General features: G+C 42.4%; 18 protein-coding genes. 7 read left to right on the plus strand and 11 right to left on the minus strand.

Annotation, left to right across the window (positions count from 1 at the left end; translation table 11 throughout):
- Window positions 1-33: 33 nt before the first annotated feature.
- The 3 genes from MY9_RS12605 to MY9_RS12615 form a co-directional block, all read right to left on the minus strand.
- Window positions 34-1,326, minus strand: coding sequence for an MFS transporter (locus tag MY9_RS12605; RefSeq protein ID WP_014664622.1), 1,293 nt, complete (start codon window positions 1,324-1,326; stop codon window positions 34-36).
- 106 nt (window positions 1,327-1,432) lie between these two features.
- Window positions 1,433-2,041 (minus strand): superoxide dismutase SodA, encoded by a 609-nt coding sequence (sodA, locus tag MY9_RS12610; RefSeq protein ID WP_014664623.1) that lies wholly within the window; start codon window positions 2,039-2,041, stop codon window positions 1,433-1,435.
- 178 nt (window positions 2,042-2,219) lie between these two features.
- Entirely contained in the window at window positions 2,220-2,702 is a 483-nt protein-coding gene (locus MY9_RS12615; RefSeq protein ID WP_014664624.1) for a DUF456 domain-containing protein, read from the minus strand.
- 110 nt (window positions 2,703-2,812) lie between these two features.
- On the opposite strand from MY9_RS12615, the gene MY9_RS12620 reads away from it, so the two are divergent.
- The 3 genes from MY9_RS12620 to ispG all read left to right on the plus strand — a co-directional run bounded on the left by MY9_RS12620 (window position 2,813) and on the right by ispG (window position 5,224).
- Entirely contained in the window at window positions 2,813-3,574 is a 762-nt protein-coding gene (locus tag MY9_RS12620) for a DUF1189 domain-containing protein (RefSeq protein ID WP_041521381.1), read from the plus strand.
- Between the two features lie 94 nt (window positions 3,575-3,668).
- Window positions 3,669-3,968 carry a LysM peptidoglycan-binding domain-containing protein gene (locus tag MY9_RS12625; RefSeq protein ID WP_014664626.1) on the plus strand — a complete coding sequence of 100 codons (300 nt, stop codon included), beginning with the start codon at window positions 3,669-3,671 and terminating at the stop codon, window positions 3,966-3,968.
- Window positions 3,969-4,090: 122 nt separating this feature from the next.
- Entirely contained in the window at window positions 4,091-5,224 is a 1,134-nt protein-coding gene (gene ispG, locus MY9_RS12630) for a flavodoxin-dependent (E)-4-hydroxy-3-methylbut-2-enyl-diphosphate synthase (RefSeq protein ID WP_080478249.1), read from the plus strand.
- Window positions 5,225-5,249: 25 nt separating this feature from the next.
- On the opposite strand, the gene MY9_RS12635 is transcribed toward ispG, so the two are convergent.
- Window positions 5,250-5,639: a DUF308 domain-containing protein gene (locus MY9_RS12635; protein WP_080478340.1), complete on the minus strand. Its 390-nt coding sequence runs from the start codon at window positions 5,637-5,639 to the stop codon at window positions 5,250-5,252.
- A 132-nt stretch (window positions 5,640-5,771) separates the two neighbouring features.
- Between MY9_RS12635 and MY9_RS12640 the strand changes: the two genes are divergently transcribed.
- Complete coding sequence (locus tag MY9_RS12640; RefSeq protein WP_014664629.1) at window positions 5,772-6,353, plus strand: nucleotidase; 582 nt, start codon at window positions 5,772-5,774, stop codon at window positions 6,351-6,353.
- 40 nt (window positions 6,354-6,393) lie between these two features.
- Here MY9_RS12640 and zur read toward each other — a convergent pair whose 3' ends face one another.
- Together zur and MY9_RS12650 are read right to left on the minus strand one after the other, a co-directional pair.
- On the minus strand, window positions 6,394-6,831 hold the full coding sequence (gene zur, locus MY9_RS12645) for a zinc uptake transcriptional repressor Zur (RefSeq protein ID WP_004398578.1): 438 nt from the start codon (window positions 6,829-6,831) through the stop codon (window positions 6,394-6,396).
- 136 nt (window positions 6,832-6,967) lie between these two features.
- Window positions 6,968-7,849, minus strand: a complete 882-nt coding sequence (locus tag MY9_RS12650) for a YitT family protein (RefSeq protein WP_014664630.1) — start codon at window positions 7,847-7,849, stop codon at window positions 6,968-6,970.
- Between the two features lie 115 nt (window positions 7,850-7,964).
- Here MY9_RS12650 and MY9_RS12655 point away from each other — a divergent pair, with 115 nt between their 5' ends.
- On the plus strand, window positions 7,965-8,219 hold the full coding sequence (locus MY9_RS12655; protein WP_014664631.1) for a DUF2624 domain-containing protein: 255 nt from the start codon (window positions 7,965-7,967) through the stop codon (window positions 8,217-8,219).
- 26 nt (window positions 8,220-8,245) lie between these two features.
- On the opposite strand, the gene MY9_RS12660 is transcribed toward MY9_RS12655, so the two are convergent.
- Window positions 8,246-9,139, minus strand: coding sequence for a deoxyribonuclease IV (locus MY9_RS12660; protein ID WP_041521383.1), 894 nt, complete (start codon window positions 9,137-9,139; stop codon window positions 8,246-8,248).
- Window positions 9,140-9,148: 9 nt separating this feature from the next.
- Complete coding sequence (cshB, locus tag MY9_RS12665) at window positions 9,149-10,465, minus strand: DEAD-box ATP-dependent RNA helicase CshB (protein WP_041521384.1); 1,317 nt, start codon at window positions 10,463-10,465, stop codon at window positions 9,149-9,151.
- 168 nt (window positions 10,466-10,633) lie between these two features.
- Here cshB and MY9_RS12670 point away from each other — a divergent pair, with 168 nt between their 5' ends.
- The gene (locus MY9_RS12670) at window positions 10,634-11,371 is read left to right on the plus strand and encodes a YqfQ family protein (protein WP_014664634.1); all 738 of its coding nucleotides are present in this window, start codon (window positions 10,634-10,636) and stop codon (window positions 11,369-11,371) included.
- A gap of 122 nt (window positions 11,372-11,493) precedes the next feature.
- Window positions 11,494-12,438 (plus strand): 4-hydroxy-3-methylbut-2-enyl diphosphate reductase, encoded by a 945-nt coding sequence (locus tag MY9_RS12675; protein ID WP_014664635.1) that lies wholly within the window; start codon window positions 11,494-11,496, stop codon window positions 12,436-12,438.
- Window positions 12,439-12,460: 22 nt separating this feature from the next.
- Here the strand turns inward: MY9_RS12675 and MY9_RS12680 are convergent, their stop codons facing one another.
- The 3 genes from MY9_RS12680 to cccA form a co-directional block, all read right to left on the minus strand.
- Window positions 12,461-13,582, minus strand: a complete 1,122-nt coding sequence (locus tag MY9_RS12680) for a Nif3-like dinuclear metal center hexameric protein (RefSeq protein WP_014664636.1) — start codon at window positions 13,580-13,582, stop codon at window positions 12,461-12,463.
- Window positions 13,575-14,225, minus strand: coding sequence for a tRNA (adenine(22)-N(1))-methyltransferase TrmK (trmK, locus tag MY9_RS12685; RefSeq protein WP_041521385.1), 651 nt, complete (start codon window positions 14,223-14,225; stop codon window positions 13,575-13,577). The genes MY9_RS12680 and trmK overlap by 8 nt, the downstream gene beginning before the upstream one ends.
- 255 nt (window positions 14,226-14,480) lie before the next feature.
- On the minus strand, window positions 14,481-14,843 hold the full coding sequence (gene cccA, locus MY9_RS12690) for a cytochrome c550 (protein WP_003230068.1): 363 nt from the start codon (window positions 14,841-14,843) through the stop codon (window positions 14,481-14,483).
- Window positions 14,844-14,857: the final 14 nt, after the last annotated feature.

Consider the following 14,857-nt stretch of genomic DNA (forward strand, 5'->3'; position numbering starts at 1 on the left):
TTTTCTACAGATAACCCCTTTTTGGCAAAAAAATTATCTCTCGCCTTTTAAAAGGGTCGGTTCTGTTACCCGTTTTTGGCCGTCTTCTTCCATGGTTTCATTTTCCCCTTCCTTCTCCTTAAAACGGATATCCTTGACAAAGTAATAAATCAAAGGATGTCCTATACCTAATATCGCAAGTGACAAAGGAATCCCCACGTCCTCTTTCAGAAGGGCCACGATCAGGAGGAAGCATAAAATCGAAACAATTCTGCCGGCGTTCAAAAACATTTCCCTTAGCACGATATATTCAATTCTTGCTTTTCTGGCATGCCTCGCGCGCCCTATCACATCATATGTAAGTGATACATATGGCACAAGCAACAGAGGATAGCCGATGGCAATAAAAACGCCATACGTTAATAATGTCGAAAAGCTCATATGAAACAGAATCAAAAACAGCGCGCCATACAAAATAAGTCCGCCCAGCAAAATCGATTTTTTTCTGGCCTTTTTCTTAATCAGCCTGGATGCAAAGTAGTAGGCAAAGAAGGAAACAGCTGAATTGACAAGACCGAATGTACCGAGAGCAAGTTCGCTGTTTGTCTCAATAAATACAAACACACTGATTAAAAAGACAAAAATCCCTTCTCTCAAACCCTGAAAAAAATGCGCATTCGTGATTCTCCGCCAATTCATATTGCTATGGCGCTCTCCAAATACTTTGCTCAGCATAAAACGGCCCTTTGATTCTCTCCGTTTTAAGAAAAAGCTCATCACGACAGCGAGGGCAAATAAGCTGAGGGAGAGACTGAAAATGACTGTATAACCCGTATTATTTTCAAGCCTTGAGATCACAAATCCCGCTACAATCGGGCCGATCATTCCTGCAGAGGAAGACAGAATGCCCATAAACCCGTTGAAAAAGTCTCGCGTATCCGGCTCTGTTATTTCAAAGGTCAGCACGTTAAACGCTAGCCAATAAAAGCCATAGCCCACTCCGAGCACCGCTCCGATCAGCACGAGACGGCTGGCCGCCGTTTCTCCGGCTAAAAGCACACTTAAATAAAAGGCAGCTAAGAAAATGACGCCGAATCTTAAAATAAACACCCTGTCTATTTTTTTGGCTAACCGTCCAGCCAAATAAAAGGTTATCGGCTGCATTGTCACAACGGATAAATTATATATCGCCAAATCAATAAATTTCCCTGACTGCTTCCAAAGATACACATTAACAAATGTATTGGACAGTGCAATTCCCAGCGAGTAAAGCCCGCCAATGGTCAGCAGAAAGAGTAACCCTTTGTTTACGTCTACATCGCCTATCACTTTTTTTAGTTTGCTCATTACTGACTCCCCTTTACTATCCCTTAGTCTGTCTCACTCAAACCGAGATATGTAAAAAGAAGACATAAAAAAACAAGGTCCTTTATTGAGGACCTTGTTTGTGTCATTATTTTGCTTCGCTGTATAGACGAGCCACTTCATCCCAGTTTACAACTTTCCAGAAAGCTGAAATGTAATCAGGACGGCGGTTTTGATAGTTAAGATAGTAAGCATGCTCCCAAACGTCAAGACCCAAGATAGGCGTTTTGCCTTCTGAAAGTGGAGAATCTTGGTTTGGCGTGCTTGTGATTTCAAGTTTGCCGTTGTTCACAACAAGCCATGCCCAGCCAGAACCAAAGCGTCCAGCCGCTGCAGCTGCGAATTGCTCTTTGAATTTGTCAAAGCTTCCAAATACACTGTTGATCTCTTCAGCAAGCGCGCCAGTCGGTTCGCCTCCGCCGTTTGGAGATAAAAGTGTCCAGAATAATTTGTGGTTCGCGTGTCCGCCGCCGTTGTTGCGGACTGCAGTGCGGATGTTTTCAGGAACAGAATCAATATCTGCAACAAGCTCTTCAACTGATTTGTTTGCAAGAGCAGTGTTTCCTTCAACCGCTTTGTTTAAATTTGTAACGTATGTGTTGTGGTGTTTCGTATGGTGAATAGTCATAGTTTCCTTGTCGATATGCGGTTCTAAAGCATCGTACGCATATGGTAATTCTGGAAGTTCGTAAGCCATGATAATTCCTCCTTAATATATATGTACTGAAATGCCGCTTCACAGCGAGCCTTTCTTCATTCAATGTAACAAAAGAATGCATTGTAATCAATGAAAAAGCTCACAATTTGGCTCATTTCAGCGGACATATTTCACTTTAACCGATAATCAGCACCATTAAACCTCCCGCCAGTATTTCTTATAGGACCGTCCATAAAAAATATCCGATCATCAAAAGCTGTATGATGCCCTTTGCAATGACGCCTGTTAAAAAACCAATGAGTGAACCGAGGCCAATTTTAAACGCTGACTTTAAGTCCTTCTGATGGACGATAAGTTCTGCACAAACAGCACCGATAAACGGACCCAATATGATCCCTGCAACCGGAATGACAAAAGGTCCGATTAATAAACCGATCGTGCTTCCCCATATGGCGGCCTTGCTTCCTCCGAACCTTTTCACTCCAAGCAGATTAGACACGTAATCTGCCGCGAATAATACTGCAGCAAAAACTGCCTCAACGAGCCAGAACATATAGGAATACGGACTGAATGAAAATAAAAATCCGTATAATATAAATCCGGCAACAATAAATACTACACTCGGAATAACAGGATACACCAGCCCGATAAAGGCGATGATAAAAACCGCTGCAATTAACAGCCAATACAACATATCCATAGTTTCCATCCTCCCATTTTACATCTGCCTTCTTCATATCTTCCTTGTATTCACACGCATGCAACGATACAATAAGCAACATATATTAGTTTAGCTAGGAAGTGAAGATAGTGAATGTGTTTCAGCTTTTCATTAAAAGTACATACTCTCCCCGTGATATTGCAAAAACAAGATTTCAAGGAATCGGTAAAGCGATTCTTTATGTATTTTTGCTCTCTGTCCTGTTTGCAATCCCTACCGCTTATTATGTAAGTACAGGGACCGTAAAATCAATGAATGGCTTTAAAACTGTTTTAAACAAAGATTTCCCTGATTTCACAATTTCAAACGGCAAACTTCAAACGGATGAGAAAAAAGCCACGGAATCTCAGGCAAATGGTTTCGTTATCGTGTTCGATCCGACAGACGCCTATGGCACGAAACAAATTGAAGCAAAACAAAACGCGATCGGCATCCTTCAGAACAAATTTGTTTTGGCCATTGACGGACAAGCCCAAGAAATGCCTTACTCAATGATGCCGTCAGAGTTACAGAAAAAAGATGTCATTGCAGGTTTAAACCAAAATAAAGCGATGATCGTAACTGTTCTCTCAGCACTTATTTTTCTCGTAACAGCAGCGGGGAAATTTATTGAAGTGTCATTCTTAGCGCTTATCGGGTTAATCATTAAGAATTCGCAGAAAAAACATCTATCCTATCATCAGCTTTGGAAGCTTTCTGCTTATTCCATCACCCTTTCGACTGTATTCTTTACAATCATGCGGGCATTAGAAGCAACCGTTCCAAGTGAATTTTTGCTTAACTGGTTTGTCAACTTTGTCATCCTGTTTCTCATTTTAAAAGAGATCCCATCCAAAAAAGCTCCTGTATAAACCGAGACTGCATTCGCAGTCTCTTTTCTTTTGTCATGATTCTAAATGGACAAGCATACTATGGTATAAAATTTCGTATGCGGGAGGAAAAGCGATGAAGCGTCTCACCTTAGTATGCAGTATTGTTTTTATTCTTTTTATTCTTTTTTATGACCTTAAAATTGGAACGATACCCATTCAGGACCTCCCTGTCTATGAAGCATCAGCAAAAACTGTTTCACAAGAACCAGCATATAAAACTGTTAAGGTAAAGCCGGGTGATACGGTTATGTCGATAGTCGGATCAGCAGGTTCCCCAGATGACATTATAAAGGATTTTGAAGCATTGAATCCGAATGTGAAAGCCAACGCCATTCAAGCCGGAACAGCATACAAATTCCCGGTCTACCCTTAATTTAACGTTAATTTCTTGTCAGTTCGGCGAAGACACTGTTACAATGTAATTTGTAAAATAAATTCACATAAACCATACTAGAATTGTTATATCTAGAAGCGGCAACTACAATTAAGGAGCGATTGCAAGTGAGTGAAATCACACATCGTACAAAAACGCGTCCCGTCAAAGTGGGACCTTTAACAATAGGCGGCAACAATGAAGTTGTCATCCAAAGCATGACAACAACAAAAACACATGATGTAGAAGCAACGGTTGCGGAAATTAACCGTTTGGCTGAAGCCGGATGCCAAATTGTTCGGGTAGCATGTCCGGATGAACGGGCGGCAAACGCCATTGCGGATATTAAAAAGCGCATTACCATCCCTCTCGTTGTTGACATACATTTCGATTATAAACTTGCGTTGAAGGCCATTGAAGGCGGCGCAGATAAAATCCGAATCAATCCCGGCAACATCGGCCGTCGCGAAAAAGTGGAAGCGGTTGTTAAAGCGGCCAAAGACAAGGGCATTCCGATCAGAATCGGAGTAAACGCAGGTTCACTTGAAAAACGGATTTTAGAAAAATACGGTTACCCGACAGCCGACGGAATGGTAGAAAGTGCACTTCATCACATTAAAATTCTTGAAGATCTTGATTTTCACGATATTATCGTCAGCATGAAGGCATCTGATGTGAACCTTGCGATCGAGGCCTATGAAAAAGCGGCAAAAGCGTTTGATTACCCGCTGCACCTCGGCATCACCGAGTCAGGAACATTGTTTGCCGGCACAGTAAAAAGCGCAGCAGGGCTCGGCGCCATTTTAAGCAAAGGCATCGGAAACACCCTGCGCATTTCATTAAGCGCAGACCCTGTGGAAGAGGTAAAAGTAGCAAGGGAGCTTCTGAAATCTTTCGGTTTAGCCTCCAATGCTGCCACGCTCATTTCATGTCCGACTTGCGGCCGTATTGAGATTGACCTGATCAGCATTGCCAATGAAGTGGAAGAGTATATCTCTAAGATAAAAGCGCCCATTAAAGTGGCTGTTCTCGGCTGCGCTGTAAACGGGCCTGGTGAAGCGAGAGAAGCTGATATCGGAATCGCCGGCGCACGCGGTGAAGGACTGCTGTTCCGGAAAGGAAAAATTGTCCGTAAGGTTCCCGAGGAAACGATGGTTGAGGAACTCAAAAAAGAAATTGACATTCTTGCTGAGGAACACTATGCAAAGCTTGAAGCTGAAAAAGCAAATTTAAAAGAAGAAACACAAAAAGCTTGACGGGAACCCGTCAAGCTTTTTTGTGTTAGAAAAATGGAATAATAAATATTCCAAGCACTAATGAAACGACACCGATACCCATTGCCCAAGCACCCAGGCCTTGAGCACCTCTTCTTCTTGCGATATAGCCGACAATAATACCGGCAGCTCCCAATAAAACAGGCAGTACAAACAATGAAATAATGGACAAGGCTAAAGCGATATATCCTATTCCCCGTCCTTCATTGACATTGCCGCCGCTGCGATCGTTATCTCGGTCATTGCTGCGGTCAGCAGCACGATAAGGCTCTGCGATTTCAGCAGCTGTTTCCTCAAAAAAACCGTCATTGTCGCGGGTAATATTTGTTCCTTCAGATCCATGATCAACATAGTAACTGTTGTTATCACGCTTTTCGTAATCGTATGCCACCTTCAATTCCCCCTTCTGTTTTATTAAAGGAGCTTTTATAGTTTGATCCATTTTGCCTGATTCATGTTTGCTAAACTTTTCTGTTAATGTCAATTGTTTATGTTACACTTGAAAGGATGAAACTGAAGGAGTGTGGGCATGTTACGCTTAGGAATAGATATTGACGGCACAATTACGGCTCAGGATACATTCGTCCCTTATTTGAACCGTTCGTTTAATCTTTCCATTTCATTAAACGATATGACGGATTATGATTTAACAAAGCTGTTAAACATTACCCAGGAAGAATTTTGGGATTGGATGAATCAAAATGAAGCAATTATATATAAGGAAGCATTGCTTGCACAGCATGCAAAACAGTCACTTGACCTCCTCAAAGAGGAGCACAAGCTTATTTATATTACAGCGAGACGGACTCATTTAACTGATGTTACCTATGAATGGTTTGACAGACAAAACATTCATTATGATCACATCGAACTTGTTGGCGGTCATCACAAAGTTGAAGCGGTCAAAAACCATAACATCGACCTGTTTTTTGAGGATCATCACGGAAACGCCATGATGATTGCGAAGGAAGCCGGGATACCGGTGATTTTGTTCAATTCCCCTTATAATCAGCTTCCGATTGATTCAAGCATCATCAGAGTGAACAACTGGCTGGAAGCCGTCCAATGGATGAACAACAACAAGCACCATTTGATACGTGTCAATAACTAAAAAAGGAGCCCAAACCGGGCCCCTTTTTCATATATATTCATTACGCAGTAGTGTTTTCTTGGTTTTCCGCTGTACAATCAGGGCAAGTGCCGTAAATCTCAAATTTGTGCCCGCTGACCTGATAGCCATCCAAATCATCACAAAGCTTGTCCATCGGACATGATTCAATTTCCTTTGTTTTGCCGCAGGCAAGACAAATAAAATGATGATGGTGATGAGTGAATGAACACTTAAATCGGAAGAGCTTTTCACCAGACAGCTCAGTTGTTTCCAAAATCCCAAGTTCTTCATATAAAGAAAGATTTCTGTAGATTGTATCAAAGCTTAAGCCTGGATAATCATCATTTAATGCAGACAGTACGTTTTTAGCGGTAAGATATCTGTCTGAATCAGCAAAAAGCTGCAGCATATCCTCCCGTTTGTTTGTATATTTATATCCGTTTTCTTTTAGTAGGTTCAGCGCTTCTTGTACGTTCATGAAGGGTCCCCCTTTTCGCTTTGCTTAAGAACGTATCCCATGTATGAAAAAGAAAATGGCAGCTGTCTGTCAGCAAGCCATTTTCTTTACCGCAGATAAAATTATACCCATAAAATGAATAAAAGTAAATGAAAGCCTAGTGGATTGCGTTTTTGAATTTTCCGCCTCTCGTTTCATGAGTATTCATAATTGTGATGAATGCATTTTGATCAACTTCAAACACGATTGATTTGAGCTTTGTCACTTCCAGCCTTGTGACAACCGCGTAAATCACGTCTTTTTCTTCGTCCGTATATCCGCCTTTGCCCTTCAGCTTTGTTGTTCCCCGGCCGAGACGGTGCAAAATAGCATCCGAAATCTCATCATACTGATCAGATACAATAATGACCGCTTTTGTTTCATCAAGCCCTTGGATGACGGCATCAATGGTTTTCATCGCAATGTAATAAGTCATGAAAGAGTACATCGCTTGCTCAGGACCAAACTCAAAACCAGCCCAAATGAAAATGAATACATTGATGAGCATAACGAACTCACCTACTGAAAAAGGCAGCTTTTTCGTCAGCAAAATACCGAGGATTTCAGTGCCATCCATTGAACCTCCGTTTCGTATAACGAGCCCGACGCCAAAGCCGAGCAAAAGACCCCCGAACACAGTAGCCAAAATAGGCTGGGTTGTAAAGGCTTCTACATGGTGAAGTGAGGATTCAATAACGGCAAGCCCGACAATCCCTATAAAAGTAGAGACAAGGAAGGTCTTACCGATATATTTATATCCGAAGATCATAAAAGGAATATTTAATATGACAACGAAAAAAGCAAAATTCAGAAAGGGGTTTGATATAAAGAGGTGGTCTAAAATAAGTGATACACCGATGATCCCGCCATCAATAAAATCATTGGGGATTAAAAATAATTCGATACTTACAGCCGCAGATGCAGCTCCTGCCAGAATCATAAAGACCCTGAAAATAAAATGGGAAAATGTTTCTCTCTTATGTTGTTTTGTTGGGGTCATAAAATCTCCTTTCCTGCAATAACTATTTTAAATACATTATAAATCTATTTTACCATTAAACACTGACACATTTTACTGATTTGCCCATACATTAAGTCTGGAGGTGGAATGATCGATGATTTTATTTCAAAGAATTATTTTGCAGCGGCTTAATCAGGCTACTGCTGACGATTTGCTGAAGTACTCAAAACAATACGGAATCAGCTTAACAAGATCGCAGGCCGTTGAAGTGGCGAACCTGTTAAACGGCAAAAATGTAAACATCTTTAATGAGAGTGAACGGATGCGGCTGTTGAAACAAGTAGAGACAATTACATCGAAAGAAACAGCTCAAACCGTTAATGAACTATTCAAACAATTCACAAGCTAAAAAATGGGGGAATTATCCCCCATTTTTTATTGCTGTAAAATCTTTTCGAGCAATGTATCATCAAATTGTTTTTCTTTCAGCATTTCGATCTCAAAACGGTATGGCGGTTTTTTGTTCTTTTTATCCTCACCGACATACGGTGTTTCTAGAATTTTAGGAATGTCTTTTAACTGCTCATGGTGAACAACATATTGCAGAGCGTCAAAACCTATTTCACCAAAGCCGATATTTTCATGGCGGTCTTTTCTCGCGCCTTTGACATTTTTGCTGTCATTAATATGAAGCACTTTAATACGGTCAATGCCGACGATTTTATCGAACTCACTCAGCACCCCGTCAAAGTCCTCAACAATGTTATACCCGGCATCATGTGTATGGCACGTGTCGAAGCACACTGACAAATGCTCATTGTGTGTAACGCCTTCGATAATCTGTGCAAGCTCCTCGAAGCTTCTGCCGCATTCTGATCCTTTACCTGCCATTGTTTCTAATGCAATCTGGACATTTTGTTTTGGATCAATCACTTCATTTAAACCTTCAATAATTTTTTTGATGCCGACTTCAGCTCCTGCTCCTACATGAGCGCCAGGATGAAGGACAATTTGCTTCGCTCCGATGGCCGCTGTCCGTTCAATTTCAGAACGAAGAAAATCAACCCCCAGCTCAAAAGTGGACGGATTTGTCGTGTTGCCAATATTAATAATATAAGGCGCATGTACGATAATCTCGTCAATGCCGTTTTCTTGCATATGTGCCCGGCCTGCTTCTATATTTAAGTCTTCAATTTTCTTTCGGCGCGTATTTTGCGGTGCGCCTGTATAGATCATAAACGTGTTCGCCCCATAAGAGACTGCTTCCCGGCTTGCTGCCAGAAGCATATGTTTTCCGCTCATAGAGACGTGTGAGCCTATTCTCAACAACAGGTTCCCCTACTTTCTTTTCTTAGATTGGTTTCTTCTCTGTTTTTTCTTGATTTTCTCCATCTCATAGCTCATTTTCTTTTTATATCCAGGCTTAACCTTCTTCGGCTTTTTCACGAGACGATGAGCAATTTCATCTGCTTCGTTCGGCGTTTTTTTACGCTTTTTGCGGCGCTGGCGGTCATCGCCTTTTTTCCATTCGCCCTTTTCAAGCTCTAAGTAATCAAATTCGATGCCCATTTTCTCAAGTTTTACTAATGCATCCTCATCAGAAAGCTCATAAATGGTCATCGCTTGTCCTGATGAGCCGGCTCGGGCTGTTCTGCCTACACGGTGAACATAAAAATCGAGATCATCCGGCAGCTCATAGTTGATAACGTGGCTGACACCTTTAATATCAATGCCTCTTGCAGCAAGGTCAGTTGCAATGACATAAGTGAATTCCAGATCATTGATCTGCTTCATGACTTTTTTCCGCTCACGTGGTGTTAATCCGCCGTGCAGCAGGCCGATTTTCATGCCTTTTCCAGTCAGATACTGGGCAATATGATCAGCCGTGTTTTTCGTGTTGGCAAACACAATCCCCAGGTATGGATTCAGATGCGACATGATGTCAAAAAGGAGCTTGTCCTTGTCACGATGTTTCGAAGGGATAAGGATATGCTCAATTTTCGCAGCAGTCACCTGCTTTGGCTCCACATGGGCGTATTTTGGATTTTCCATGTATTTCTTTAAAAATGGTTTCAGCTTTTCCGGTATGGTCGCGGAGAACACAAGCATTTGCAGATCCTCAGGCATACGGGAACCGATGTAATCTACATCTGCAAGGAATCCCATGTCCAGCATTAAATCCGCTTCATCAATAACAAGAGCTTCCGCTTTATGAACACTTAACGCCTGTTCTTTGATTAAATCAGCAATCCGTCCGGGTGTACCGACAACAAGATGCGGCTGTATTTTCAATTTATCAATTGATTTTTGTTTGTCGGTGCCTCCGATAAAACATTTCGAGCGAATCTGACTTCCTTCTTCACCCTGCGTGATTTTAAGCGCTTCCTGATAAATCTGGTTGGCAAGCTCTCTTGTCGGAGCCGTAATAACAACCTGAACGACATCCTTAGCAGGATCGATTTTGTTTAATAAAGGCAGTAAATAAGCGTGGGTTTTTCCAGTTCCCGTCTGAGACTGGCCGATGACGCTTTCTTTTTTTAGCACTGCAGGAATCAGCCTTTTCTGGATATCGGTCGGTTCGTAAAAACCAAGGCGATGTACTGCATCTATGATAAACGGTTTCAATTCATAAAGTTCAAATTTCGTTTCTTTCATTTTTCCCAGCTCCTTAAAGCGGCACATTATGTGTCCATCATCACATTATACCCGATTTCGCTTAAAAACACCACGTTTGCAAGGCGTTTGTTTTATTCAGTTATGTAAAGCAAATACCGCAGCCCCTGCATATTCTAATAGCAGAGAGAGCTGAAAGGAGGTACAAGTATGTTTTCACCGCAGCAGCCAATGAGAAATTATCCACAGCCCGGACCGCCCCGCCCTATGCCAAATCAGCGAATGATGGGGAGAAGACCGCCTAATATGCGAGGGCCTTCATTTGGAGCACAGCAGCAGGGTTTTCAGCAAGCGGGACAATTTCTTCCTCAGGCAAATGCCGGAGCGAGAAATGGTGCGGGCGGAGGCTTAAAAGGGATGCTGTCAAAGTTCCTCCCCGGCGGAGGAGGCGCTGGAGGCGCCGGCGTTCCCGGCGTTCCTGGAGCAGGTGCAGCAGCGAGCGGAGGTGCAGGTCTGCAAGGCATTCAAAATATCGCCAATCCTGCATCTTTATCCAGTATGCTTGGAAATGTGCAAAAAGTACTCGGCATGGCGCAGCAAGTCACCCCTATGATCCAGCAGTACGGCCCTTTAGTCCGCAATCTGCCGTCATTGATGAAGCTTTACAGCCAATTAAGTAAAAGTGATGATACAGAGACAGAGAGCGATGAGGAAAGTAAAAAACAATCGGATTCAGATGAATCATCAGAAAAAGAGAAAGAGGATGAAACAAAAACCTCAGACGGGAACAAAAAATCAAAACCAAAAAGTTCTTCTCTGCCTAAGAAATCAAAAACACCTGACAATAAAGAGCAAGAATCAAAAACATCTGCTCCGAAGAAAAAAGAAGCTGCCTCTCCTGCTCCGAAAAGAACATCAGGCAGTTCAAAACCGAGATTATATATTTAACATTCTTTGATATCTGAAGTGAGATTGGCTATAATGAGATCAGAAGAATGCAAGAATAAAGCCGTTTGATTACGGCTTTTTATATTGCCTTTACTCACTTCAGTATTGGAGGACAACCGAAAATGGACGTAATTAAAATTTCGCCGCGCGGCTATTGCTATGGCGTTGTTGATGCTATGGTCATTGCCAAAAATGCGGCACTAGATAAAAGTTTGCCAAGACCCATCTATATACTCGGGATGATTGTTCATAATAAACACGTCACTGATGCGTTTGAAGAGGAAGGGATTTTTACATTGGACGGCGCTAACCGTCTGGACATTCTAAAGCAGGTTGACAAAGGAACTGTCATTTTCACTGCGCACGGTGTTTCTCCCGAAGTCAGAAGAATCGCAGAAGAAAAAGGATTGGTTGCAATTGATGCTACATGTCCGGATGTGACGAAAACTCATAATCTAATCTTAGAGATGAAAGAAAAAGGATATCACGTGATCTATATCGGCAAAAAAGGGCATCCAGAGCCTGAGGGAGCCGTTGGCGTAGCGCCGGAAATCGTTCACTTAGTTGAAACAGAAGAAGATGTAAAAAACCTTGATATCCAAGCAGATAAGTTAATTGTGACGAATCAAACAACCATGTCTCAATGGGATGTTCACGACATTATGGAGCTTGTCAAAGAGAAATATCCTCATGTCGAATATCACCAAGAGATTTGCCTTGCTACCCAAGTGCGGCAGGAAGCTGTATCAGAGCAGGCGAAAAAAGCGGACTTAACAATCGTTGTCGGAGACCCGAAAAGCAACAATTCAAATCGGCTTGCACAAGTGTCAGAGGAAATAGCCGGCACAAAAGCATACCGGATCGGCGACTTAAGCGAATTAAAGCTTGAATGGCTGAAAGGCGTTAATACCGTTGCAGTTACAGCGGGAGCTTCAACACCTACGCCGATCACAAAAGAAGTCATTCGCTTTTTGGAGCAGTACGATCACGAAGATCCATCAACTTGGACAACTGATCACAATGTACCGCTCAAAAAAATACTTCCAAAAGTAAAAGCAAAAAACTGAGGCTGTAAAAGCCTCAGTTTTTTTATAGAAATGCAAATGGATTTGTATCTGTTTCAGAAACAAAGATATTCACGTCATATTTTTTATCATTACACATTGATGTCAGTTTTCTCGTGACGCCTTCTTTCATGATTTTTTCCGCGTAATGGCCCGGATCAACCACATTCAGGCCAAGCATCATCGCATCATGGGCCACATGGAAATATAAATCTCCTGTAACGTAAACATCGGCGCCCTTTCGTTTTGCATGGTGAATATACTTGTTCCCATCTCCGCCAAGAACAGCTACCTTTTTCACCATACTGTCAGCATCCCCCACCATTCTGACACCATTGACATCAAGCTTGTCTTTCACATATAAAGCAAATTCCTTGAGCGTCATCTCATTTTTAAGGGTTCCGACACGGCCGAGCCCTTTTTCGGCGGGAGACTGTTCAACAGGATAGATGTCGTAAGCGACTTCTTCGTATGGATGGCTTTTTATCATTGCATTGATAACAGCTTTTTCGATACTTTTAGGAAATACAGTCTCAAGCCTTACTTCATGAACAAGCTCAAGCTCTCCTACTTCACCGATAAAAGGCTTAGCTCCGTCCAATGGCTTGAAGCTGCCGATCCCTTCAGACGAAAACGCGCAATGGCTGTATTCGCCGATATGGCCGGCGCCAGCATTTCCAAGCGCGGCTCTGACCTGCTCTTCATATTCCTTCGGCACGTAGACGGCCAGCTTTTTTAGAGGATCCGTATAAGTAGGCGCCAGCACTTCCGTCTCATGCAGCTCTAGTGCTTCAGCAAGCAAATCATTCACGCCGCCGTCCGCAACGTCTAAATTTGTATGAGCTGCATAAACAGCAATATCATGCTTCAAACACTTTTCAATTAACCTTCCGGCAGGCTGATCTGTTGAAATATGCTTGAGCGGCCGAAAAATAGGAGGATGGTGTGCAATAATCAAATCAACCTCTTTTTCAATCGCTTCATCGACAACGCTCTCCAACACATCAAGTGTAACCATCACATTTTTAATCGGTTTATTTAAGGTGCCGATTTGCAGGCCGATTTTATCTCCTTCGACCGCATAGGCTTTCGGGGAAAATTGTTCAAACAGCTGGATGATCTGCTGCCCATTTACGCTTTTAGCCATGATCGATTACCTCCTTTAACAGCTCCATTCGATCGGAGAGCTCCTTTAATTTTTGTTTATTTTGCTCTGTGCCTGCAGCTTGTCTAATCTGTTCATAAATGTTTTGAGTGTGCTGAAGCTCTTGTGTCCACTTTTTCAAAAAGACAGCATTTTTTTCTTTTGCCAAAAAAGGACCGACGAGCATCCCGGCTGATAAAGAAATATCGTCATAAGCCGCATCTCTGTCTCCCGCTTCGGCAACCAGCACCTCATAGCATTTTCCGTCCTCTTCAAGGATCACTTCATCTATCAGCGCATACCCTTCTTTATAAAGCCACTCCCTGATATGAACAGCATGAATATTCGGCTGTAAAATAAGGCGTTCCTTCCCCGTTAATTTGTCTTTACCCGCTTCTAAAATGTGAGCGATCAAAGCCCCGCCCATTCCGGCAATCGTAATGGCATCAGCTTCACCTTTTTTAATCACTTCCAGTCCGTCTCCCTGCCTTACAGAAATGTGCGAGTTTAAGCCTGATTTTTCAACCTGCCGCTTTGCAGACAAAAACGGGCCTTCTGTTATTTCTCCGGCAATCGCTCCGCTGGCTTTATGATTCAGCACCGCATAACAAGGAAGGTATGCGTGGTCAGACCCGATATCGGCCATCACCGCTCCATTCGGTATGTACTCCGCTACTGTTTGCAATCGTTTAGATAATTTTAATTCATTCACTTGTCATCACAACTTTTCTCAATCATTTTTTCCTTTACTATCATATAAAAAATCAGCCCGGAATCCAAGCTGAGCGAATGATTTTTAGTTTGTTTCTTTTGATTCGGGTCTGCACGCGGCCGTCAAAAATAAAAGGCTGTCGAGAACATCTCGGCGGCCTGTGAATGTATAAAGAGAAATATAGTTCTTTTATTTAATTTTTGACACCCACTCTGCCATATCATCCAGCTTATCTGCCGGAACAAGACCGGAAGGCATTCCATTACCGCCTTTTTCGATCTTTGTTTTAATTTCAGCGACATCTTTCTTATCCCCTACACCTTTTAAGCTCGGACCCGAAACACCTTCATAATTTTCACCGTGGCATGCGATGCAGTTTGCCTTGTAAATTTCTTCTGGTGAAGCGTTTGCATCTTTCTTTTCAGCAGATTTGCTTTCTCCTCCGCTTGCAATCTCCCGAGAGTCATCAAGTCCTTTTACTGATAAAAAGAAAGTTAGACCAATTCCTAAAACAGCGATCAGTAAAAATGGAATAAGCGGGTTCCATTTCATTTCCCTTCCCCCTT

It is taken from the genome of Bacillus sp. JS (genome assembly GCF_000259365.1).
GTDB classification, from domain to species: domain Bacteria; phylum Bacillota; class Bacilli; order Bacillales; family Bacillaceae; genus Bacillus; species Bacillus stercoris.